This window comes from Mitsuaria chitosanitabida ATCC BAA-476 = NBRC 102408 (genome assembly GCF_001598255.1).
GTDB lineage: Bacteria > Pseudomonadota > Gammaproteobacteria > Burkholderiales > Burkholderiaceae_C > Roseateles > Roseateles chitosanitabidus.
This window is the reverse complement of the sequence record NZ_BCYP01000013.1, coordinates 1-21,674: the sequence shown is the minus strand read 5'-3', so window position 1 is coordinate 21,674 and position 21,674 is coordinate 1. Positions and strand designations below refer to the sequence as shown.

Sequence of the window (21,674 nt, the reverse complement as noted above, 5' to 3'; positions counted from 1 at the left end):
CGCTCACGCATCCTGCTGCCGCGCGCCCTCCGCTGCCTCGACCTGCAGGTCGTCCTGCCACTGGCGCTCGAGTTCCGCGCGGCGGCGGCGCAGACCGCTGGACAGGGTGCGCCAGTCCACCGAGGAGGCATGCGTCAGACGCGGCAGGATGCCCTGCTCGACGTCCTTGGCGTGGTGCTCGACGTAGCGCCCCAGCACGCTCACCAGCGGCGCGAACTGGTCGTCGTTGGCGCTCATGCGGCGCAGCTGCGACATCAGGATGCGCGTCACGAGGTGCTCGACCTCGGCCTCGTTGACGAGGCGGCGCTCGACGGCGCCGATCTCCGGGCAGCGGCGCACCGCCGGATAGAGCCACTCTTCCTCCAGCGTCGCGTGCAGCGACAGCAGCGCGCAGGTGCGACGCACCAGCGCCTCGCAGGACTCGAGCTCGTGCCGGGCCCACAGCCGGTCGAACTGGTGGAACGCGTGCTGGGCGCGCTGATGGTCGTCCACCAGCAGCGCCACCACCTCGTCGCGCGCGATCAGGTCCGCGCGCACGCCGTTCTGGGCAAACGCGTGGTTCATGCGGGGACTCCTTCCTCCGATCGCATGCGGGCGGGCGCGCCGTGGTCGTCGTGATAGCGGCGCGGTCCGTCGGGGTGCACGCCGGGGTCGTCGGGATGCTCGTGCGGCGCCTGCTCCGGCCCCGGCTCGGGGGGCCGCGCGGGTGGATGCGCCGGCGTGTCGGAGCGCTTGCGCTCGGGTGCCGGCGCCGTCGCGGCGGGTGTCGTCGCGAGGGGTGCCGTGGCCGTCGCGGCGACGGTCGTCGACCGCAAGACCGCCAGTGCCTGATCGTTCATGGACGATGCCTCCTTGCGGCCGATCCGGCAAACGGGGTGCCGCATCGGCACGCGCGCGACGCCCGGGCCGGCGATCGCGGTGTCCCACGGGACGGCGTGCGGCGCCCCGCGCCTTCTCCCGTTCGCCTTCTGCCGTTCAGATCGCGCCGACGCTGCCCGTCACCGGCAGCACGATGCCGGAGATGTAGCCCGCGCACACCGGCGACGCCAGGAACACGTAGGCCGGGGACAGCTCCTCCGGTTGCGCGGCCCGATGCATGTCGGTCTGCGCGCCGAACCCGGGCACCTTCTCCGCGGGTGAATCGGCAGGATTCAACGGGGTCCACACCGGCCCTGGCGCGACCGCGTTGACGCGGATGCCCTTGTCCATCAGGTTCTGCGCCAGCGACTTGGTGAAGGCGTGGATCGCGCCCTTGGTCGATGCGTAGTCGAGCAGCCTCGCGCTGCCCTGCAGACCCGTCACGGACCCGGTGTTGACGATGCTGGCGCCGGACTTCATGTGCGGCACCGCCGCCTGGGCCATGTGGAAATAGCCGAACACGTTGGTGCGGAAGCTCAGGTCCAGACGCTCGTCATCGAGGTCCTCGATCGAGGCCGCGTGCTCCTGGAACGCCGCGTTGTTGACCAGCACGTCCAGCCGGCCGAAGCGCTGAACGACCTGCCGCACCGCTTGCCGACAGAACTCCCGGTCCTGCACGTCGCCGCGGATCAGCAGGCAGGCGCGGCCCTCGGCCTCGATGTGGTGCTGGGTCTCGCGCGCGTCCTCGTCCTCGTCGGCGCCGAGATAGATCACCGCGACGTCGGCCCCCTCCCGCGCGTAGAGCACCGCCACCGCGCGCCCGATGCCGGAGTCGCCCCCGGTCACGATGGCCGCCATGCCCTCGAGCTTGCCGCTGCCGCGGTAATCCGGCGCGCGGAAGCGGGGCCGTGTCGCCAGATCGCCCTCCTCGCCCGGCTTGACCAGATGCTGCGCGGGGAAGCGGCCGGGCTGCTCGCGCGCGCCGGCTTGCACCGGTGCCTTGGCCGACGTCGAGCCTGCCTGCTCGCCGCCCTGCCGGGCCTGCTGCTCCGAGTCCTTCAGATCCTGCACGTGCTGCACATGGCGCTCACGCGCCTGCGTGTCGTCGGCGCGGGAACGGGGTGCTTCCTGCCGGGGCGCTGTCTTCTTCGTCATGGTGGAACTCCTTGCATGTGACGGGGTGGGCCGCGAGGAACCGAGGGCCCGATCGACCAGGGGTCGGCAAGCCCGGACCCCACGCGGCCGGGCGCGCCGCTTGCAAGGCGGCGTCATCCCGCCAAGGACCGCCCATGCACCCCACCCTTCCGCCGCTGCACGCCCACACGGTGCCGCCGTCCCCGCCTCATCCCAACGAGGTGCCGTTCGTGCCGCCGCCGCCGCACGGCCCCACGCCGGAGCCGGACCACGAGCCGCCCGACGTGATCGATCCGCCCCTCCCCGGCGAGGACCCCATCCCTGTTCGCGAGCCGCCCTACATGCCGCCGCCCACCGGCGTGCAGTGAGCCTGTCGCACGGCGCCCGGCACGGCGATTGCCATCCCCAGGGGGTTGTTTCCCTCTGTGACAGGAGTCGCTTTTGCTGAATCCCCTGCTGCTGCCGGCCCTGCGCCGGGCATGCGCCGGCGGCGTGCTCGCCAGCGTGTTCTCGGGCCTGGCGATGTTGAGAGGCAGCCGATCCGATCCGGCGCACCTGGTCGGTCCCTCCGAGTACCGCGTCGGCCGGCCGCCGCTCAAGGCCTCCGCCGCCGACATCGCGCTGCACACCGCCACCGCCGTCCTGTGGGGCGCGCTCTACGACCGTGTGCGCGCGTTGCGCCGCCACCGCACCCGCGCCAACGCCTGCGGCGACGCGCTGCTGCTGACCGCGGTCGCCGTCGGCCTGGACCGCGTGGTCTCCCCCAGTCTGCTCACGCCCGCCGCCGATCACCGCGCGACGGCCGCCGGCACCCGGCCGCCGTCGACGCTCAGTCTGCTGATGATCTACGGCGGCTTCGCGGCCGGCCTCGCGCTCGGAGGCGTCGCCGCGCTGCGCCGTGACGCCGATCACGACGATCGCGATGACCGCGACGGGTCCGACGCATGAAATCGCTGCACCTCCAGATCCGTTTCCTCGTCCCGCTGCTGATCACCCTCACCGTCGCGGCGCTGCTGGCGCTGCCCCTGCTGGACCGCATGACCTTGCGCTGGTTCTCGCGCGACCTCAGCACCCGCGGCGAGATGGTCGCCAAGACGCTCTCCGTCGCCATCTCCGACATCGAACCCGGCGCCAAGCGCGAGCGCCTGCGCAACCTGCTCGAGCGCGGCGTGCTGGACGAGCGCCTCGTGGGCATCGCGATCTGCGCGCCCGATGGGAAGCAGGTGCTCAGCACCAAGGGCTTCCCCGACACGCTCGGCTGCGGCGAGGCCGAGCAGACCGCGAAGCTCAAGGACCCGCGCCTGGAGCTGGCCAGCGGCGCGGTGCACGTGGGCGTGTTCCCGGTGAATCCGCAGCAGGCCGATTCCGACCGCCTCGTGCTGCTGCACGACCTGAGCCTGCCCGACCGCCGCAGCCTGGACACGCGGCGCTACATGATCATCTTCATCACGGTGCTGGGCCTGGCGATCGCCGGCATCACGATGATCGTCGCGCAGCTGAGCTGGCGTGGCTGGGTCAACGGCATGCGCGCCATCCTGCGCGGCGAAGGTCTGGTGCGACCGCTGCTCAACACCGCCGGCGGGCCCGCGCCCGCCGAGAGCGGTCCGCCGCCCGAGCTCCAGCCGCTGGAGGTCGAGATCCGCCAGCACATCCGCGAACTCGAGGACAACCTCTACCGTGAGCACGGCCCGCTCACGCCCTGGGACCCCGAGCGTCTGCGCGGCCTGCTGCGCACGCAGCTGCGGGGCGACCAGGTGATCGTGGTCTCCAACCGCGAGCCCTACATCCACCACAAGGGCCCGGACGGCGTGACCGTGAGCCGGCCCGCCAGCGGACTGGTGACCGCGGTCGAGCCGGTGATGCGCGCCTGCTCGGGCACCTGGATCGCGCACGGCAGCGGCAGCGGCGACCATGACGTCGTCGACGCCAACGACCGCGTCGCCGTTCCGCCCGACACGCAGGAGTACGTGCTGCGCCGCATCTGGCTCACGGACGAGGAAGAGCAAGGCTATTACCAGGGCTTCGCCAACGAAGGCCTGTGGCCGCTGTGCCACGTGGCGCACGTGCGGCCGGTCTTCCGCGAGTCCGACTGGGCCCAGTACCGCGCCGTCAACCAGCGCTTCGCCGATGCCGTCGTGGCCGAGGCCCGCGGCGACGACCCGGTCGTGCTGGTGCAGGACTACCACTTCGCCCTGTTGCCCGCCATGGTCCGCGAGAAGCTGCCCAACGCGACCATCATCACCTTCTGGCACATCCCCTGGCCCAACCCCGAGTCCTTCGGCATCTGTCCGTGGCGGCGCGAGCTGCTGCAGGGGATGCTGGGCAGCACGATCCTGGGCTTCCACACGCGCTTCCACTGCAAGAACTTCACCGAGACCGTGGACCGCTACCTGGAGGCCCGCATCGAGCACGAGCACTCGACCATCAGCTATCAGGGCGAGCCGACGCTGGTGCAGAGCTATCCGATCTCCATCGCGTGGCCGACCGACCAGGAGCGCGCCGGCTGGGCCACGCCGGCCGAGGCGCGCGCCGGGATCTTCGAGCACCTGCAGCTGGCGCCGGACACGGTGCTGGCCGTCGGCGTCGACCGCTTCGACTACACGAAGGGCATCCTGGAGCGGCTGCACGCGGTCGAGCGGCTGCTCGAGAAGTACCCGCAATGGCAGGGACGCTTCGTGCTCGTGCAGGTCGCCGCGCCCACGCGCAGCGCGCTCGAGGAGTACCGCGAGTTCCAGGACCGCATCCACCGCGTCACCGAGCGCATCAACCTGCGCTTCGGCATGGCGGGTTACAAGCCGGTGCTGCTGCTGGCACAGCACCATGACCACGCGGCGCTGATGGAGCTCTATCGCGCGGCCGACATGTGTGTCGTGACCAGCCTGCACGACGGCATGAACCTCGTGTGCAAGGAGTTCATCGCGGCGCGTGACGACGACCAGGGCGTGCTGATCCTGAGCCGCTTCGCCGGCGCCGCGCGCGAGTTGCCCGAGGCGCTGGTCATCAACCCGTACCACGTCGAGGAGACGACCGACGCCCTGCACCGCGCCGCCACCATGCCCCCGCAGGAACAGCGCGAGCGCATGGCCAGCCTGCGCATGACGGTGCGCGAGTTCAACGTCTACCGCTGGGCCGGCCGCATGCTGGCCGATGCCGGCCAGTGGCGCTTGCGCGAGCGCATCACGCGCCGCGTGCAACGCCGCGCCCGGGAGTCCGGCGAGGAGGCGACGCTCCCATGATGCCCACCCGCTACCTGCTCGACCCCGAGGGCCGCGACGCGCTGCGGCGCCTCATGGCGCGGCGGCCGCTGCTGGGCTTCGACTTCGACGGCACGCTCGCGCCCATCGTCATGCATCCGGACGAGGCCCGCATCCCGCCCTCCACCGCCGCCCTGCTGGAGACCTTGACCACCCGCGTCCCGGTGGCGGTCGTCAGCGGCCGGCAGGTGCTGGACGTGCGACACCGCCTGGGCTTCAGGCCCACGCACATCGTCGGCAACCATGGCGCCGAGGACGAGTTCGACGGCCCCGATCCCCGCGTCGTCACCACGCTGGCGGCGTTCCGCCAGATCGCGCGCCGCCTCGAGCCGATGCTGAACGAGGCCGGCGCCACCATCGAGGACAAGGGCGCCTCCCTCGCGATCCACTACCGCCTGGCCCCCAATCCCGTCATCGCGCGCGAGGCGATCGCCGTCCTCCTCCAGGAGCTCCCATCGGGCGTCGAGGCCGAGCCCGGCAAGCGCGTGGTCAACATCCTGGTGACCGGGGCCCCGCACAAAGGTGACGCGCTGCTGCGACTGGCCTCCCGCTACGGCACCGACGCCGGCTTCTTCGTCGGTGACGACACCAACGACGAGCCCGCCTTCGAGCAGGTCGGCCACGACTGGGTCACCGTGCGCGTGGGCCCTCGACTCGACCACAGCCACGCCCGGTATTTCCTCCACGAGCAGGCCGAGATCGACGACGTGCTGCGACTGATGCTGGAGGTCCTCGGTGAAGGGGGATCAGGGGGACCGGGTCCCCTTTTCGGAACTCAAGGAGGGAATTTGCTTGCCGAGAGGCAAGCAAAGGGGGGAGATGGAGAAAAGGGGACCCGGTCGCCCTGATCGGTGCTCGGTGGCGGCAGGACCGAGCCTCCAAACAAGCGTTCAAGGCGCCGGCGACGGCGGCAATGAGGGCTTCAACACGGGTGCCGCCGGAGCAGCGATGTCCTCGACCAAGGCCCTGACCCGCGGCAACGACTGCGGATGCGTCTTCTGCAGCCACGCGATCAGCCCCTCGCGCAACTCGCACCGCAGGTCGAAGGCCTTGCCCGAGTCCTTCGCGCTGACCAGCACGCGGATCTGCATCGTGCGCTCGGTGGTCTCCACGACCTGCACGCCGCAGACCCGCCCGTCCCAATGGGTCGACCCCTTGCACATGGTCAACGCCTTGTCACGCAGTTCCTGCACGGGCAGCGTGAAGTCCACCCACAGCATCACTGTGCCGAGGATGCTCGCGCTGGTGCGTGTCCAGTTCTGGAACGGGTTCTCGATGAACCACTGCAGCGGGATCACGAGCCGACGTTCGTCCCAGATCTTGAGTACCACATAGGTCGAGGTGATCTCCTCCACCCGCCCCCACTCGCCCTGGATGATGAGCACGTCGTCGAGGCGGATCGGCTGCGCCATCGCGATCTGCAGGCCCGCGAGCAGGTTGCCGAAGACCGAGCGTGCCGCGAGGCCGAAGACCAGGCCGGCGATGCCTGCCGAGGCCAGCAGGCTCGCGCCGACCTGACGCGCCCGCGGGAAGGTCATGAGGATGAAGGCCAGCGCCGTCAGCATCACCGCGCCCTTGGCGATGCGCGCCAGCACCTTGGTCTGGGTCTGGATGCGGCGGGCCGCGAGGTTGTCCTCGACGTCGGCCGGGTGCATCAGCGCCACGCCGTTGGCCACGCCGGTGATCGCGCCGATTCCGACGGCCGCCAACGCGACCAGCGTCAGCACGCCCAGCAGGTGTTGCGCGCCGTCGATGCCGGCGACCGTGTCGGGCACGCCCTGCGCCGCGATGAGCAAGCCGACGATGGGCATCGCCCAGCGCGTGGGGCTCAGACAGCGCTGGACCACGGCGGTCAGCGGTACCGAGAAGCGTGTCAGCCGCAGCGCGATCGGCCGCAGGATCGCGTGCAGCAGCAGCGCGCCCGCGACGATCACCACCGCGCCGAGCAAGAGCTGACCCCAGATCACCAGGTCCGCGTCGAGCAGCAGGAGCCGGGACCGCCAGGCGATGGCGGGCGTGACGCCGCCCGCCGCACTTGCGGCCGCGGCCGCGCTGGCGGCGCTGGTTGCAGTGGCCGCGCTCGCGGCGTGGGCGGTGCTCGCGGCGTGGGCGGCGCTGGCCACGCCGCCAGGAATGGCGATGCTCATGGGCGCCGGTCGGGCAAGTCCCGTTCCGGCACGGCGGTCGGTGGGACACCCGATTGCCGAGTTCAGAGCATCAGAACGAACAGGAGTGCCCCATGGCCACCGATCGCCGCCCCCCGCCCGACGCCCGTCCCGGCCGACCGCGCGACGACCAGACATGCGCCGAGACCGGCGCCGCCGCGCCGCGCCGTCTGCTCGACAAGGCGCCCGTCGCGCCCGGCGATCTCGAGGAGCCCTCGCCGACGGGATCGGACCACGACGCGCAGTTGCCGCACGAACGCGATCAGAGCACCGGCGGCGACTCCACCGGCGGCATGGGCACCGGCGCCGCCGGCGAGCAGCAGCACGCGGTCATGGGCCAAGCTCACGAGGATCTCCAGCGTGGCCAGGTCGACACCGATCTGCGCGCGACGCCCGGGCTCGACGCCGAGCGACGCGATCGGGTGCTCAAGGAGGCCGGCGCCACCGCGGGGACGACCACGAGCGGCAGCGACGAAGGCGGCACTCGCCGCCCGGGCAAGCGGCCCGACGACAAGCGCTGAGCGCGCATGACCGCATGAACGCATGAACGCATGGCCTCAGGCCTCAGGCCGCACGGCTGCATGGCTGCATGGCCGCACGGCCGCACGGCCGCACGGCTGCATGGCTGCATGGCTGCATGGCCGCATGGCCGCATGACCATACGACCATATGGCAGCGTGAGCACGTGGGCGCTCGAGGATGACGACCCGTGATCGGCCGGCCGTGGTGACCTGCCCATGAAAATGGGGCCTCATGGGGCCCCATCCTTGTCTCCATCGCGCCTCGGAATGCGGGATCAGCTGTGCTGCCGGCGGCGCTCCACCGCGTCGATGCGCAGCATCTGGCGGTACTTGGTCACCGTGCGACGCGCCACCACCAGACCCTGGCGGGCCAGCTGGCGGGTGATCTCGGCGTCGGACAGCGGGTTCTCGGGTCGCTCGGCCTCGATGATGTCCTTGATCAGCCCGCGGATCGCCGTGCCCGAGCACGCGCTGCCGTTGCTACTCACGATCGCGCGCGAGAAGAAGTACTTCAGCTCGTACACGCCAGTCGGCGTCGCCAGGTACTTGTTGTTGGTCACGCGCGAGACCGTGGACTCGTGGATGCCGCATTCATCGGCAATCTCCTTCAGCCCCAGCGGCTTCATCGCCATCGCGCCGAACTCCAGGAAGTGGCGCTGACGCTTCACGATCGCGTTGGCCACGTCCAGGATCGTCGAGAAGCGCTGCTCGATGTTGCGCATGGTCCAGCGCGCTTCCTGCAGGTGGTTGGCCATCTCGGCATGCCCCTGCTGGCGATGGCGCTGGAACAGCTCCGCATAGACCTGGTTCATCCGCACCTTGGGGATGACGGCCGGATTCAGCTGCACGCGCCACTGGCCGCGCACCTTGGTCGTCAGCACGTCCGGCACGATGTACGCCGCCTGCGTGGTCTCGTAGCGCCAGCCCGGGCGCGGGTCGAAGCGGCGCAGCTTCAGGCAGACGGCCTCGGCCTCCGCCACGCTCACGTCCAGCAGTTGCGCCAGCGACGGCACGTCGCGGGAGGCCAGCAGGTTCAGATGTTGGGTGATGACGCGCTCGGCGAGCAGGCGGCTGCGCGTGTCCTCGATCTTGGGCAGCTGCAGCAGCAGGCATTCGGCCACGCTGCGGGCGCCGACGCCCAGCGGATCCAGGGCCTGCACGCGCTTGAGGGCGATCTGCATCTCCTCCAGCGCCACCGGCGGCTGCATCTGGGCGACCGCGGCCAACTCTTCCAGCGAGCTGCGCAGGTAGCCGTCGTCGTCGACCGACTCGGCCACGATGGTGGCCAGCAGCAGGTCGCGCGGCGACAGGCGCAGCACGTTGAGCTGGCTGCGCAGATGCTCGCGCAGGCAGGTCTGCGCGGCGGTCATCTCCAGGGCGCTGAGCTCGCCGTCATCCGCGCGGCGGATCGAGCCGGAGGTCTCCGCGCGCCAGATCTCGCGATCGTCGGGCAGAGGCTCGGGCGCTTCCGACATCACCGGGGCCGGGGCCACCGCGACATCGGATTCCAGCGGCGAAGCGTCATCGGACGCCTCGGTCACCTCGAGGAAGGGGTTGCGCCCCAGCATGTCGGTGACCATCGTCGAAAAGTCCAGCGAGGACATCTGCAGCAGCCGCACGGCGTGCTGGAGGCGAGGCGACAGCGTCTGCGACTGCCTGTGCTCGTGCCGTAGTTCCATGGCTCCCACTGTGAAACTCCTGAATCCGTTCGGGTCAAATGAAACGGCCCGCAACGACATCGGGTTCGGGCGCACGCCGCGTGCCCTTGCCGCTGGTAGGCCGTGCCGGCGAACCGGCGCGATGCCCTCTCAACGCAAGACCCATGCCGACACCGTCCGGCGGTTTCACATCGCGGGCCGCGCGCCATCCGTCGTGCCCGCCCGATCCCCGCAAAGTCAACAGGCATGGGCCCTGCCGGTGATCGCAGGGTCGCGACCAAGAATTTCCGTCGCGCGCGCCACGGCCATGCCGCCCTCGCGGCGGGCGCCGCCGGAGCCCTCCGGCGCGGCAAGCTTTTCGGCACTTTTTGCCAGCCGGCGTGGTCCGTTCGGACGCGGGCGAGCGACCCGCGCGCGTAACTCCGCGTACCCGTTCGGCTCGCAGGGGCTGGCCCGGGCCTTGCTTCGAGGGGCTGGATCCCCCCTTCCCCGACCCTTCCTTACATCTTGCGCGACGTCGCCCTGCCCCCGTCCTCGATGCGCCGCTGGGCGACGCGCGGCCTGCTGTTGATCGCGCTGATCTTCCTGCTCAAGGAAGCCAGCGCCATCGTGCTGCCGGTGCTGGTCGCGCTGATCCTGACCTTCGTGCTGGCGCCGGCCGTGCGGACCATGCGCCACCACGGTGTGCCCGAGGCCGTCAGCGCGGCGATGCTGGTCACCACCGTCGTCGGCTGCACGGTGCTCGCGGCGGCGCTGCTGGCCGAGCCCGCCGCGCAGTGGTGGGAGCGCGCCCCGCAGGCCCTGTCGCAGGGGCTGAACCGCGTCGACCGCTGGCGCGCGTCCATCCCCGGCTTCGGCCCGCCCACGGAGCGCCGCGCGAGTCGGGCCGCGCCGCCGCCGGCCGACCCGCTGCGCGAGCGCCTGGCCAGCGAAGGCGTGGCCCTGACCGCGCAGCTGGTCGGCGGCGGCCTGCGGCTGATGGTCTCGGCCGCGGCGACCACCATCCTGCTGTACTTCCTGCTCGCCTCCGAGCACTGGGTGCTGTCGCGCTGCATCGAGCTGCTGCCGCACCGGCCCCGATTGCGCTGCTCGGTGCTCAGCGGCTTGCGCGCGGCGCAGCGCGACATCTCGCGCTACATGGTGTCGGTGACCGCCATCAACCTGGTGGTGGGCGGCGTCGTCGCCGGCGCGATGTGGCTGCTGGACCTGCCCAACCCCGGCCTGTGGGGCGCGCTGGCCGTGCTGCTGAACTTCATCCCCTACCTGGGCCCGCTGATCATGGCCGGCCTGCTGCTGGCGGCGTCGGTGGCCACGTCGCCGGGCGACGGCGGCCTGGGCGCGCTGCTGGCGCCGGTCGCCGCCTACCTGTGCCTCCACGGCCTGGAGGCCAACGTCGTGACCCCGCTGGTGGTGGGGAAGCGGCTGTCGATGAATCCGCTGTCGGTGCTGTTGTCGGTGATGTTCTGGGGATGGCTCTGGGGCGTGGCCGGCGCGGTGCTGGCCGTGCCGCTGCTGATCTGCCTGCGCAGCTTCAGCCAGCGCAACCGCCGCATGCGCCCGGTGGCGCTCTACCTGCGTGGCAGCGACCGGCCCTGCCCGCCGCTGGCCACCCTGTTGCGTGAAGCGGCGCCGCGAAGGGAACGTCGTTGAACAGCACCACCCATAATCTGCCGCCTCGACGCGACGCGGGCGCCGCCTGGCCCCGCTGGCGCGTCCATCCACCCGAAGCGCCCATGCCCCTGCCGATCCGCTCCCGTCTGCTCCTCCTGGTCCTGGCCGTGATGCTGCCCGGCGTCATCGCCGCGCTGTGGGTCAGCTGGCAGACCTGGACCGACGAGAAGGACGCGCTGGTGCGCCACATGCGCGACAACACGCGCGCGCTGTCCATGGTGGTCGACAAGGAGCTGGCGCGCCGCGCCGGCATCGCGCGGGTGCTGTCGCTGTCGCAGATCCTGGACAACGCGCCGCAGATCCCGGCCGACGATCTGGCGATGCTGGAACTGCAGTCCCGCCGCGCGATGCAGGGCCTGTCCGGCTGGGTCGAGCTGAACGCCCCCGACCGCACCCTGTTCAGCACCCGGCTGGCCCCGGGCCGCCGCGCCGATGCCGCCAGCGCCCCGACCGCGCCCCCCGAGCCCCCACCCACGCCGGCGGGCCACGCCACCGTCAAGGAAGGACTGCCGCTGCTGGAGCAGCCCGTCGTCGGTCCGCTGCTGCCGGACCCGGCCACCGGCCAGCTGCGCGCCACCGTGGTCCAACCGATCGAGCGTGGCGGCCATGTCTGGTTCAACATGGCCGTGACGCTGCTGCCGCAGGAGCTGCAGCAGATCATCGACGCGCAAGGCCTGCCCCCGGACTGGACCGCCACCATCATGGACAGCCGCGGGACCATCGTCGCGCGGCATCCCGGCGGCATCAGCTTCGCCGGCCGGCCCGGGACCACCGACCTGCTCCAGTTGATGAAGTCGCACGAGGAGGCCGTCTTCGACTCCGTGAACCTCGACGGCCAGCCGGTGACGGGCTACTTCGCCAAGTCGCCGCAGGGGTGGACCGTGATCACTGCGGTGCCGCGCCAATCCCTGCTGGGCGGACGCGTGGCGCCGCTGCAGCCGATCGCGGTGGGCGCGCTGCTGCTGGTGCTGACGGGCCTGATCGGCGCGGTGTGGATCAGTCGCCGCATCTCCGAGCCCATCCACGCGCTGCACGCGATCGCCACCAAGCTGCGCGCGGGCGAGCCCGTGCAGGCGCCCCCCACCGGCATGGTCGAGTGCGACGAGGTGGCCCTGGCGCTGGAGGACGCCAGCGTCGCGATCCGCCAAGGACGCGCCGAGCTCGAGGAGCGCGTCAACGAAGCCGTCGACCGCACGCGCGAGGCGGAGCAGCTCAGCTCGCGCTCGCAGCGCACGGCCGCGCTGGGCCGCCTGACCGGCGGCGTGGCGCACGACTTCAACAACCTGCTGGGCGTGATCAGCAACAGCGCCCACCTGATCCAGCGCAGCCCCGCCGCGGAGTCGCTGCAGATGCCGCTGGGCGCGATCATCCGGTCGGTCGAGGTGGGCAGCCGCATGACGCAGCACCTGCTGCGGGTGGCCGGCCGCCAGCCGGTGCATCCGCAGCTGGTGGACCTGCGCTCGACCTTGGGCGAGGCCAAGGAGCTGCTGACCACCGTGCTGGGCAAGCGCATGCAGCTGACGGTGACCATCGCGCCGGAGCTGCCCAACGTGCGCGTGGACCCCTCGGAGCTGGAACTGTCGCTGATCAACATCGCGCTGAACGCGCGCGACGCGACCGACGGCATGGGCGAGATCACGCTGGACGCGCGCCGGGCCGAGTCCTGGGACGTGGACGACCTGGCGCCGGGCGAGTACGTCGCCATCAGCTTCACCGACCGCGGCCCGGGCATCCCCGAGGACGTGCTGGCACGCGTGTTCGAGCCCTTCTTCACCACCAAGGCCGTCGGCAAGGGCACGGGCCTGGGCCTCAGCCAGGTGCTGGGCTTCTGCGTGCAGGCCGGCGGCACGGCCAAGATCGCCAGCCAGCCCGGCGCGGGCACCACGGTGACGCTGCTGCTGCCCTCGCAGACCAGCGCGCCCGCGCCGCGCGAGGCGATGCCGGCCGGCGCGAGCGGCGTGGCGTCGATGGCGGGCAGCCTGTCGGGCGTGCGGGTGCTGCTGGTCGAGGACAACGAGGAGCTGGCGCGGGTCACCGCCAGCCTGTTGCGCAGCTTCTCCTGCCAGGTGCTGAGCGCGCGCGACGCCGACGAGGCCCTGCAGCAGTTCGGCGCCGGCGCGGCGATCGACGTGGTGCTGTCGGACGTGGTGATGCCGGGCTCCATGGACGGCCAGGCGCTGGCACGGGAGCTGCGCAAGCGCCGGCCCGGCCTGCCGGTGGTGCTGATCAGCGGCTACAGCGCCGCGCTCACCGCGGAGTCCTCGTTCATCGTGCTGCGCAAGCCCGCGTCGCCGTCGCAGATCCTCGACGGCCTGCGCCGCGCGATGGGCCTGCCGACCGAGGCCTGACGGAGGTCACGCGGGTACAGCCCTTGCTGATTCCAGGCATCACCACTCCCACCCCGGAAGGATCGCCATGGACAGCAAGGACGTGATCAACGAGCTCAACACGCTCATCGAGACCTGCAAGGACGGCGAATACGGCTTTCTCAGCTGTGCCGAGCACGTGAAGAGCGCCAGCCTGCGCGAAGTCTTCGCCCAGCGCGCCGCGGATTGCCGCCAGGCCTGCGCGGAATTGCAGCAGCTGGTGCGGCAGCACGGCGGCACACCCGAGGACGAAGGATCGACCACCGGCGCGATGCATCGCGGCTGGGTGGCGGTCAAGGGCACGCTGACCGGCTACAGCGACAAGGCCATGCTCGAGGAATGCGAGCGCGGCGAGGACAGCGCCGTCGCGCGCTACCGCAAGGCCGCGCAGAAGGAGTTGCCCGCGCCCGTGCTCGAGGTCGTGCAGCGCCAACTGGCCGGCGCGCTCCGCAACCACGACCAGATCAAGCTGCTGCGCGATCAGGCGCGCAACGCCGACGCCTGATCGGCCGAGATCCGGCGTTCGCCCCCCCGCGGGGGCGTTCCCGACCCCCCCGCCCCGGTCTCTCGATCTCTCGGTCTCCGGTCTCCGGTCTCCGGTCTCGGGGCTCGGATATCGGGGGGCTGCGACCCGATCCCTCGGCGCGGCGGCGCTCACGCCGCTGCGGGGGATCGGTTCAGTCGGCGGCGCGATGTGAGCCGGAAGCGGCGGGCGTGTCCGCGGGGTGCGCGGCTGCTCGCTGTTCCTTGCGCCCCTGCAGGTAGCCCGCCACCACGCCCATCAGGAGCTGGGCGATCTCGGGATGCACGCGCCCCCGCAGGCTGAGCGGCACCAGGCCCCACAGCATCGTCAGCAGCTGCAGATGGCCGCCGCCGTCCTGGTGCGCGTGAGGCGAAGACCCCTGCGTCGACGATTCACCGGGATCGCGCCCGAACGGGCCGCCAGGACCATGGGCGTGAGGCGCGTGATGCGCCGAGTGAGCATGCGCCGAGCCATGCCCATGGCCGTGCGCCTGCCGGTGCGCGTGATCGTCCCGATGGCGGCCCTCGCCGCGATGGCCCTTGGGCCGCCGCCGCACGAGGCGCCAGAACAGCCAGCTCGCGCCGGTGCCCAGCGCCGGCAGCAGCCAGCGGCTCGGCACCAGCACGGCCTTGCCGCGGTGCTGCAGCGAATCCAGATGCAGCCGGAACTCCAGGTCGCGACGCACCACGCGCAGCTCGGCCATCTCGATGCGCAGCGCGAGGTCCGCCAGCGACTCCGGCGGCTGCGCGAGCGCGCGGTCGGGGACGTCGGGGATGCCGCGGGGGTCAGGGCGTGGCGGTGGGATGGCCATGGGCGGGGGGCTCCTGCGGACCCGGCGCGGCGGCGGCCGTCCTCGGGTCGGGGGGATCGTTGGGGTCGTTGAACAGCCAGTGGAACTGGCGTCGCGAGGCCGGCAGCGACAGCAGCGGGGTCAGCGACTTCATCGCCGCGACGACCCACAGCATCACCAGCAGGTTGAAGACCAGCACGCCGGCGAAGGCCCAGGGCCAGCTCAGGCCGAGCAGATGCACGGCCAGCGCGGCGATCAGGGCCCACAGCGCGATCCAGGCCGTGGTGCCGGCGATCGCGGCGACCACGCCCAGGATGACCAAGCTGACCAGGCCGTGCTGCGCGCGCCGCAGTTCCAGCGCGAGCAGCGACAGCCGGCCCGACACCATGCCGCGCGCGGCGCGGCCCAGGCCGTGGAGATCGCCCAGCCAGCCGACGTCGGGCGGCGGGCCGGGAGGGACGGGAGGCCCGGAGGGCCCCGCGTCCGCGGCGGTCGAGAAGGACGGCGGAACGTCGCTGTCGCTCATGGGCGCGCCGGGCTCAGCGCGTCAGACGCGCGATCAGCATGCCGACCGCCAGCGCGGTGCCGATCGCCATCAGCGGATGCTCGCGCACGTTCGCGCGCACGCCGTCGCACCACTCGTTGCCGGTGGCGCGCAGCCGATCGGCGCGCTCGTGCAGCATGTCGTTCGTGTCCTCCAGGCTCTTCTGCAACTGCTGCGCCGCCGGGGCCGCCGTCGTCGCCAGGCGGTCGATGGTCGCGTGCGCCTTGTCGGCGACACGATTGACCATGTCCACGGCCGCCGTGCTCGAGGGCGCGGCGCCGTTGGCGATCTTGGCGGCATCCTCGGCCGTCGTGAACGGGACGGTCTTGTCGCTCTTCTCGTTGTTGGGCGTGGTGCTCATGGCGGAAGTCCTTTCGTGTCGCGCGGAGGCGGATGGCGGTGGTGGGTGAGCCCCACCGACGGCAAGCCGCGTACCTTGCCGCGCTCGACTTTCCTGCGACGCCCCTCGTCGGCGCCGGGCCGGCGATGCCCGCCGGCCTTCCCGGCACGCGCGCGAGCGCCGGGGGTCCGCCTGATCAGCGCGGCAGCGGCGGCTTGGGATGCGTGTCCAGCCCGCGCTGTGGGGACTCCGCCACCTGCGGGCGACCGCCCTCCGGCTCGATCAGCTCCTCGATGATGAAGTGGCCGTAGTACTGGGCGCGCTCGGCGTGATTGCGGCGCGCGATCTCGGCGATCTCCCGCGCCTGCGCGTCGTCGCTGGCCTTCACCACCAGGAAGTGGAAGCCGCGGCTGGCCAGCTCGCCGTGGCTGCGCAGCAGGTTGACCTCCTGACCGATCGCCGCCAGCGGACTGGCGCGTTGCAGGTCATGCTCGACCTGCGCGCTCATCTCGCGATCGGTGAACACATGGAGGTCCGCATCGGCCACACCGTGCGCGGCGATGGCGGCGCCGGCCTGGCCGGCCTCGGCCGCGCCGGGGAAGCTGATCACGAGGTGGTTGACCGGCTTGTAGACCCCGAAGCTGCTGGCCAGCCTCTCGGGGCGGGCGGTGCGAGTGGCCATGGTCGCTCCTTCATCCCGGGCGACGTCCCGGGGACATCCTGTGGAAGGCAAGCCTCATGCCCATCGGCCATCCGCCCTTTGCGAGCGGCGAAGGCACGCAAGCCCTGTCCCCTCTTTGGAGGGGAGCCCGCCAGGAATGGCTCATGCCCAATCCTCTCGGGCCGATATCGCGGGAAGGCGTCCCGGACCCCTCCGGTCCGACCGGGATCGCCCTGCGCGCCGGCGGGTCAAGCGGTCGCCGACGTTGACGTGGCGGCCATTCACCGGTAACACCGCGGTATCTCCATGCCCCCAAAGGCAGGGGGGTCCGCCGGGCACGGCACTTGCCCTCTTTCGCGACGAACTGGATCAGAACAGGGAAGGAGCGAATCGATGAACGACGGTCTCACCTCGGTGCTGTACATCGAAGACAGCCCGCTCAACGTGATCGTGATGGAGGCCATGTTCGAGCAGCGCCGCGACCTGCGCCTGCACATCGCCGAGGCCGGCATGCCCGCCTGGCGCCTGAGCAGCAAGCTGCAGCCCGCGCTGCTGCTGGTCGACCTCAACCTGCCCGACTGCCACGGCTCCGATCTGCTGAAGTTGCTGCGCATGCGCAGCAGCCTGGCGCAGGTGCCGGCCATCGCGGTGACCGCCGATTCCGACTTCGACGCGCTGGGCGCCGGCTTCATGGAGCTGTGGGCCAAGCCGCTGGATGTGCGCCGCACCCTGGCCCGCCTCGCCGAACTGCTGCCGCCGCCGCGCGCCTCGCTGCTGCCCACCGGCGAGCCCGGCGGCGCGATGGTCGATCCGGCGCCCGGTGGCGTCCGGCGCGACGACACGCCCGGACTCGCGGCACGGCCGCGGCCCGGCCTGTCCGCGGCGCATCGCCAGGCCGGCAGCATGGGCTGGATGCGATGAGCCCGTGCCGCGCGCGGCGGGGAGGCCGCTTCAGGAGCCGCGCATGAGTGCCTGGCTCGACGCCCCCTTGGGCACCATCTCCATCGCCGACCTGGGGCTCGAGCGCGACCGCCGCGAGGCGGCCCTGCACGCGCCGCTGCGGCCGGCGCTCTTCGTCGACAAGGACGGCACCCTCGTCGAGCCCCCCGACCCCGACGACCCGCCCGCGCTCGCGGCCGATCCGGCGCGGCTGCGCTTCGTCCCGGGCGCCGGTGAATCGCTGGCGCGTCTGCGGCAGGCGGGCCTGGCGCTCGTGATCGTCACGAATGAAAGCGGACTGGCGCGCGGCGCGTTCACGCGGGTCCAGTTCGCGCAACTGCAGGCGGCGCTGGTCAAGCGCCTGCGGGACGAGTTCGACGTGATCGTCGACGACGTCGCCGTCTGCCCGCACGCGCCCGATGCGCAAGGCCGCCCGGCCTGCCTGTGCCGCAAGCCCGCCCCCGGCATGCTGCTGCGCACGGCGCGCGCGCATCGGCTGGACCTGGCGCGATCCTGGATGGTCGGCGACACGCTGGACGACGTCGAGGCCGGACACCGCGCCGGCACGGCCGGCTGGCTGCTGGACACCGGCGCGGAAACCCTCTGGCGACGCTCGCCGCTGCGCGAGCCGGACGCCGTGTTCAGCGACTGGCCGTCGCTCACCGATCAGCTGCTGGCCGCGCATGCGGCGGCTTGCGCGGTGACGACGACGACGTTGCCCGCGGCGGTCGACGCAGTGCCGCCCGACGCGCTGGACGAGGTGCCGGGCGCGGGCTCGCCGGATGAGCCGATCGCGTCGAGTCCGCCACCGACGCCGCTGAACGGGGCGCCGGCGCCGGTGTAGCGACCTCCACGCGGGGCTGCGTCCGCAGCAGCCCCATCAGGCGACGCTCGGCCAGGCTCAGGCCCGCGACGGCCGGAGGCGTCCGCATCCAGCGCTGATCGGGCAGCGTCGACAGCCGATCCGACTGCGCCCAGTCGAGCACCGCCGGATGCACGTAGGCCTTGCGGCAGACGGCGACGGTGTTGCCCAGCCGCGCGGCCACCGCCTGGATCGTCTGCTTGCCCGCATCGACCGGCGCCGTGCCCGCGCGCGCATGCGTCAGCAGCAGGTCCAGCGCGTGCACGCTCGCGTGCCAGGTGCGGAAGACCTTGGCGCTGCAGGTCGGACCGCCCTGCTCGGCCAGCCAGTCGTTCACGTCGGCGGCATCGATGCGATGCGCCTCGCCCTGTTCGTCCTCATAGCCGAAGAGCTCCTGCCCGGGCAGATCGCGGCAGCGGCGCACCAGTGCCGCCACGCGCTCGTCGCGCACCGCGAGCTGATGTCGCACGCCGCTCTTGCCGGGGAAGCTCAGGAGCAAGGCGTCGCCGCTCACCTTCACATGCCGGCTGAGCAGCGAGCTCAGGCCATAGGAGCCGTTGCTGCGGGCGTACTCGCGGTGACCGATGCGCATCCAGGTGCGGTCGAGCAAGCGCACCAGCGCCGCGATGACGCGCGCGCGATCGAGGCCACCCTCGCGCAGCCGGCGCTGCACCGCGCGGCGCAGGCGTGGCAGGCGCTGGCCGAAGTCCAGCAGCAGCCCGAACTTGTTCTCGCCCCGCAGGGCCATCCAGTCGGCGTGATAGCGGTATTGCTTGCGGCCGCGCGCGTCGCGGGCGGTGGCCTGGATGTGGCCGTCGTCGCAGGCGCAGATCCAGACGTCGACGTAGGCGGGCGGGATCGCCAGCGCGCGGATGCGCTGGAGCGTCACCGGGTCCCGGATCGGGCGGCCTTCGGCATCGACGTAGCGGAAGCCCTTGGCCGCGCGCTTGCGGCGCAGACCCGGTTCGCAATCGGACACCCAGCGCAGGGACATGTGGCACCTCCTGCGCAGGTCGAGGCAGGTGGCGTGCCACGACCCTCACCCCCGCCCTCTCCCGCCTCGCGGGAGAGGGGGCCGCACGCGCCGCGCAGGAGCGACCTCACGCCAGGCTCGGCACCACGGGGTTCGCTGGGACGAGGTCCGAGAGCCGGGGGCAGCGGACCAGGGTCGGGGGTCAGGGTCAGCGGACCGGGCCCAGAGGGACAGGGTCCTCGGGCCGCAAGGTCAACACCCCGGTGGCAGCGGCGGATGGATTACTGCTCGGCCTTGTCGGCCGCGGCGGCGTCCTCGGCGGCGTACTCCTTGAGGCGGTTGTACAGCGTCTTCAGGCTGATGCCCAGCACCGCGGCGGTCTGTTCCTTGTGGTGCTTGTAGTGCTGCAGCGTGGCCAGGATGAAGGCCTTCTCCACCTGCGCCATCGAGCTGCCCAGCGGCATCGTCACCGACGAGCCGGAGGACTCGGCCGGCGCCGACGCCACGGGCGCGGCCACGCTCATCGCGGTCGCCGTCGAGGCCACGACCCCGGCCGGCGCGGCAGCGGCGGCGGGCTCGACGCCCTCTCCGCGCGGCAGCCACTGCTCGTCGACCGAGTCGCCCGAGGCCATCACATAGGCGCGCTGCACCGCGTTGCGCAGCTCGCGCACGTTGCCCGGCCAGTGGTAGGTCTGCAGTTGCGCCAGCGCCTTCGCGGTGAAGCGCTTGCTCTTGCCTTCCTTCGCGCCGATGCCGCGCAGGAAGTGGTCCGCCAGCAGCGGGACGTCGTCCAGGCGCTCGCGCAGCGGGGGCATCTCGATGGGGAACACGTTCAAGCGGTACAGCAGGTCCTCGCGCAGCTTGCCCGCCTGCACCGCCTGCAGCAGCGGCCGGTTGGACGCCGCGATCACCCGCACGTCCGCGTCCAGCGTCGTGGTCGAGCCCACGCGCATGAAGCGCCCGGTCTCCAGCACGCGCAGCAGCTTGACCTGCAGCTCCAGCGGCATCTCGGTCAGCTCGTCCAGGAACAGCGTGCCGCCGCTGGCGCGCTCGAAGAAGCCCTCGTGCTGCTTGTCCGCGCCGGTGAAGGCGCCCTTCTCGTGGCCGAAGATCTCGCTCTCGATCAGGTTCGGGGAGATCGCGCCGCAGTTCACCGCCAGGAAGGGCTTCTTGCGACGGCGGCTCAGGTCGTGCACCGTCTGCGCGACCAGCTCCTTGCCGGTGCCGCTCTCGCCGTTGATGAAGACCGACACGCTGGTCCCCGCCACACGCGAGATCTGGTCGTAGATGCGCTGCATCGGCGGCGTGCGGCCCCACAGCAGGCCGAAGTGGCCGCTCTGGGCGAGGTTGGCGTTCAGGTCCGCGACCTCGGCCTGCAGCGCCGCGGGCTTCATCACGCGCGACAGCACGCCCTGCAGCTGCGTGATGTTGATCGGCTTGACCAGGTAGTCGGCGGCGCCCAGGCGCAGCGCCTGGATGGAGGTGTCCAGGCTGGCGTGGCCGGTGATCAGCACGACCTCGGAGTTGGCCACCAGCTGCGGGTCCTGGAAGAGCTCCATGCCGTTGCCGTCGGGCAGCTGCAGGTCCAGCAGGACGACATCGGGCTGCTGCAGCGCGATGTGGCGGCGCGCGTCGCGCAGGGTATGGGCCACCGAGACGGTGAACTTCTCGCTCGCAATCAGTTCTTGCAGAGTGGCGACGGAATCGACATCGTCATCCACGATCAACGCATGGGTCACCGGTACATCCTTGTTTGTGGGGCGCGGGCCATTCTTGCAGCAACCCGACGGATTGCCAGCCCCGGCCTCGCATCGATTTGAAAAATATTCCGGTGACGATCGTCGATCCGGACGATGTCCTCAGGCATCGCGACGGCGGCGCTGGATCCAGCCCACCAGGGCCAGGGCAACCACCAGGGTCAGGAAATTCCGGATCTCGAAGGACGAGCGCGATTCCGTGTCCGCGGCGTCGGCGGTCAGCACCTCCGTCATCGAGGGCGTGGCGGCGGGCGAGCGCGGGGCGGTCCCGTTGGCGCCATGGGCGCCGCCGGCATGGACGGAGGGGCCGTGGGCCGGGGCCGCGGCCTCCGGACGCGCCAGCGACGCGAGCTTGGCACCCTCCAGGAAACTGCCGGCGTTCTCCGCGTGGACCGCGGTCGCGGCCAGCATCAGCGGAACAGCCCAGGCGAGCTTGCGCAGGTGCATGAAAAGACTCCTGTGTTGACGGTCCGCCCAAAGGGCAAGCACCGTGCCCGGCGCAACGTCCGGTGACGATTTCACCCCGGTTTCCGGGACATGTCCGAGTCGCGCAGTCGCCTTCCGCGGCCTATCGGCATCGGCATCGGCATCGGCATCGGCATCGGCATCGAAGTCGGAGTCGGAGTCGGAGTCGGAGTCGGAGTCGGAGTCGGAGTCG

General features: G+C 71.7%; 21 protein-coding genes and 1 pseudogene. 10 read left to right on the top strand and 12 right to left on the bottom strand.

Features of this window, described 5'->3' with window-relative positions; translation table 11 throughout:
- Window positions 1-3 precede the first annotated feature (3 nt).
- The 3 genes from MCHT01_RS08370 to MCHT01_RS08360 form a co-directional block, all read right to left on the bottom strand.
- Entirely contained in the window at window positions 4-564 is a 561-nt protein-coding gene (locus tag MCHT01_RS08370) for a hemerythrin domain-containing protein (RefSeq protein WP_067064578.1), read from the bottom strand.
- A complete protein-coding gene (locus MCHT01_RS08365) occupies window positions 561-839 on the bottom strand; it encodes a hypothetical protein (protein WP_067064576.1) in 279 nt (92 codons plus the stop codon). The genes MCHT01_RS08370 and MCHT01_RS08365 overlap by 4 nt, the downstream gene beginning before the upstream one ends.
- Window positions 840-975: 136 nt before the next feature.
- Window positions 976-2,013: an SDR family oxidoreductase gene (locus MCHT01_RS08360; RefSeq protein WP_067064574.1), complete on the bottom strand. Its 1,038-nt coding sequence runs from the start codon at window positions 2,011-2,013 to the stop codon at window positions 976-978.
- A gap of 134 nt (window positions 2,014-2,147) precedes the next feature.
- Here MCHT01_RS08360 and MCHT01_RS08355 point away from each other — a divergent pair, with 134 nt between their 5' ends.
- The 4 genes from MCHT01_RS08355 to otsB all read left to right on the top strand — a co-directional run bounded on the left by MCHT01_RS08355 (window position 2,148) and on the right by otsB (window position 6,094).
- Window positions 2,148-2,360: a hypothetical protein gene (locus tag MCHT01_RS08355; RefSeq protein ID WP_067064573.1), complete on the top strand. Its 213-nt coding sequence runs from the start codon at window positions 2,148-2,150 to the stop codon at window positions 2,358-2,360.
- 73 nt (window positions 2,361-2,433) lie between these two features.
- A complete protein-coding gene (locus MCHT01_RS08350; RefSeq protein ID WP_067064571.1) occupies window positions 2,434-2,940 on the top strand; it encodes a hypothetical protein in 507 nt (168 codons plus the stop codon).
- Complete coding sequence (locus MCHT01_RS08345; protein ID WP_067064569.1) at window positions 2,937-5,228, top strand: alpha,alpha-trehalose-phosphate synthase (UDP-forming); 2,292 nt, start codon at window positions 2,937-2,939, stop codon at window positions 5,226-5,228. The genes MCHT01_RS08350 and MCHT01_RS08345 overlap by 4 nt, the downstream gene beginning before the upstream one ends.
- The gene (gene otsB / locus MCHT01_RS08340) at window positions 5,225-6,094 is read left to right on the top strand and encodes a trehalose-phosphatase (RefSeq protein WP_067064567.1); all 870 of its coding nucleotides are present in this window, start codon (window positions 5,225-5,227) and stop codon (window positions 6,092-6,094) included. The genes MCHT01_RS08345 and otsB overlap by 4 nt, the downstream gene beginning before the upstream one ends.
- Before the next feature lie 42 nt (window positions 6,095-6,136).
- Here the strand turns inward: otsB and MCHT01_RS08335 are convergent, their stop codons facing one another.
- Complete coding sequence (locus tag MCHT01_RS08335) at window positions 6,137-7,393, bottom strand: mechanosensitive ion channel family protein (RefSeq protein WP_084452193.1); 1,257 nt, start codon at window positions 7,391-7,393, stop codon at window positions 6,137-6,139.
- A gap of 92 nt (window positions 7,394-7,485) precedes the next feature.
- Between MCHT01_RS08335 and MCHT01_RS08330 the strand changes: the two genes are divergently transcribed.
- Window positions 7,486-7,932, top strand: a complete 447-nt coding sequence (locus MCHT01_RS08330) for a hypothetical protein (protein ID WP_067064565.1) — start codon at window positions 7,486-7,488, stop codon at window positions 7,930-7,932.
- Between the two features lie 275 nt (window positions 7,933-8,207).
- Here the strand turns inward: MCHT01_RS08330 and rpoN are convergent, their stop codons facing one another.
- Complete coding sequence (gene rpoN / locus MCHT01_RS08325) at window positions 8,208-9,611, bottom strand: RNA polymerase factor sigma-54 (protein ID WP_245643200.1); 1,404 nt, start codon at window positions 9,609-9,611, stop codon at window positions 8,208-8,210.
- Between the two features lie 486 nt (window positions 9,612-10,097).
- Between rpoN and MCHT01_RS08320 the strand changes: the two genes are divergently transcribed.
- From MCHT01_RS08320 to MCHT01_RS08310, 3 genes are all read left to right on the top strand, one after another.
- The gene (locus MCHT01_RS08320; protein ID WP_067064561.1) at window positions 10,098-11,240 is read left to right on the top strand and encodes an AI-2E family transporter; all 1,143 of its coding nucleotides are present in this window, start codon (window positions 10,098-10,100) and stop codon (window positions 11,238-11,240) included.
- A gap of 83 nt (window positions 11,241-11,323) precedes the next feature.
- A complete protein-coding gene (locus MCHT01_RS08315; RefSeq protein WP_067064559.1) occupies window positions 11,324-13,609 on the top strand; it encodes an ATP-binding protein in 2,286 nt (761 codons plus the stop codon).
- Window positions 13,610-13,676: 67 nt separating this feature from the next.
- A complete protein-coding gene (locus MCHT01_RS08310; RefSeq protein WP_067064558.1) occupies window positions 13,677-14,132 on the top strand; it encodes a ferritin-like domain-containing protein in 456 nt (151 codons plus the stop codon).
- A 172-nt stretch (window positions 14,133-14,304) separates the two neighbouring features.
- On the opposite strand, the gene MCHT01_RS08305 is transcribed toward MCHT01_RS08310, so the two are convergent.
- The 4 genes from MCHT01_RS08305 to MCHT01_RS08290 all read right to left on the bottom strand — a co-directional run bounded on the left by MCHT01_RS08305 (window position 14,305) and on the right by MCHT01_RS08290 (window position 16,506).
- The gene (locus MCHT01_RS08305; protein ID WP_067064556.1) at window positions 14,305-14,961 is read right to left on the bottom strand and encodes a hypothetical protein; all 657 of its coding nucleotides are present in this window, start codon (window positions 14,959-14,961) and stop codon (window positions 14,305-14,307) included.
- Complete coding sequence (locus tag MCHT01_RS08300) at window positions 14,936-15,466, bottom strand: hypothetical protein (RefSeq protein WP_067064554.1); 531 nt, start codon at window positions 15,464-15,466, stop codon at window positions 14,936-14,938. The genes MCHT01_RS08305 and MCHT01_RS08300 overlap by 26 nt, the downstream gene beginning before the upstream one ends.
- A gap of 13 nt (window positions 15,467-15,479) precedes the next feature.
- Window positions 15,480-15,845 carry a hypothetical protein gene (locus tag MCHT01_RS08295; RefSeq protein ID WP_067064553.1) on the bottom strand — a complete coding sequence of 122 codons (366 nt, stop codon included), beginning with the start codon at window positions 15,843-15,845 and terminating at the stop codon, window positions 15,480-15,482.
- 175 nt (window positions 15,846-16,020) lie between these two features.
- Window positions 16,021-16,506 (bottom strand): hypothetical protein, encoded by a 486-nt coding sequence (locus tag MCHT01_RS08290; RefSeq protein WP_067064551.1) that lies wholly within the window; start codon window positions 16,504-16,506, stop codon window positions 16,021-16,023.
- A gap of 372 nt (window positions 16,507-16,878) precedes the next feature.
- Between MCHT01_RS08290 and MCHT01_RS08285 the strand changes: the two genes are divergently transcribed.
- Together MCHT01_RS08285 and MCHT01_RS27325 are read left to right on the top strand one after the other, a co-directional pair.
- The gene (locus tag MCHT01_RS08285; protein WP_067064549.1) at window positions 16,879-17,406 is read left to right on the top strand and encodes a response regulator; all 528 of its coding nucleotides are present in this window, start codon (window positions 16,879-16,881) and stop codon (window positions 17,404-17,406) included.
- 43 nt (window positions 17,407-17,449) lie between these two features.
- On the top strand, window positions 17,450-18,268 hold the full coding sequence (locus tag MCHT01_RS27325; RefSeq protein WP_084452186.1) for an HAD-IIIA family hydrolase: 819 nt from the start codon (window positions 17,450-17,452) through the stop codon (window positions 18,266-18,268).
- 148 nt (window positions 18,269-18,416) lie between these two features.
- Here MCHT01_RS27325 and MCHT01_RS08280 read toward each other — a convergent pair.
- The 3 genes and pseudogenes from MCHT01_RS08280 to MCHT01_RS27120 all read right to left on the bottom strand — a co-directional run.
- A pseudogene (locus MCHT01_RS08280) lies at window positions 18,417-19,280 on the bottom strand (DNA topoisomerase IB); the annotation flags it as partial.
- A 260-nt stretch (window positions 19,281-19,540) separates the two neighbouring features.
- The gene (locus tag MCHT01_RS08275) at window positions 19,541-20,998 is read right to left on the bottom strand and encodes a sigma-54-dependent transcriptional regulator (RefSeq protein ID WP_067064547.1); all 1,458 of its coding nucleotides are present in this window, start codon (window positions 20,996-20,998) and stop codon (window positions 19,541-19,543) included.
- 120 nt (window positions 20,999-21,118) lie between these two features.
- Window positions 21,119-21,674: hypothetical protein (locus MCHT01_RS27120; protein WP_218017883.1), on the bottom strand; the 556-nt coding region annotated here is incomplete at its 5' end.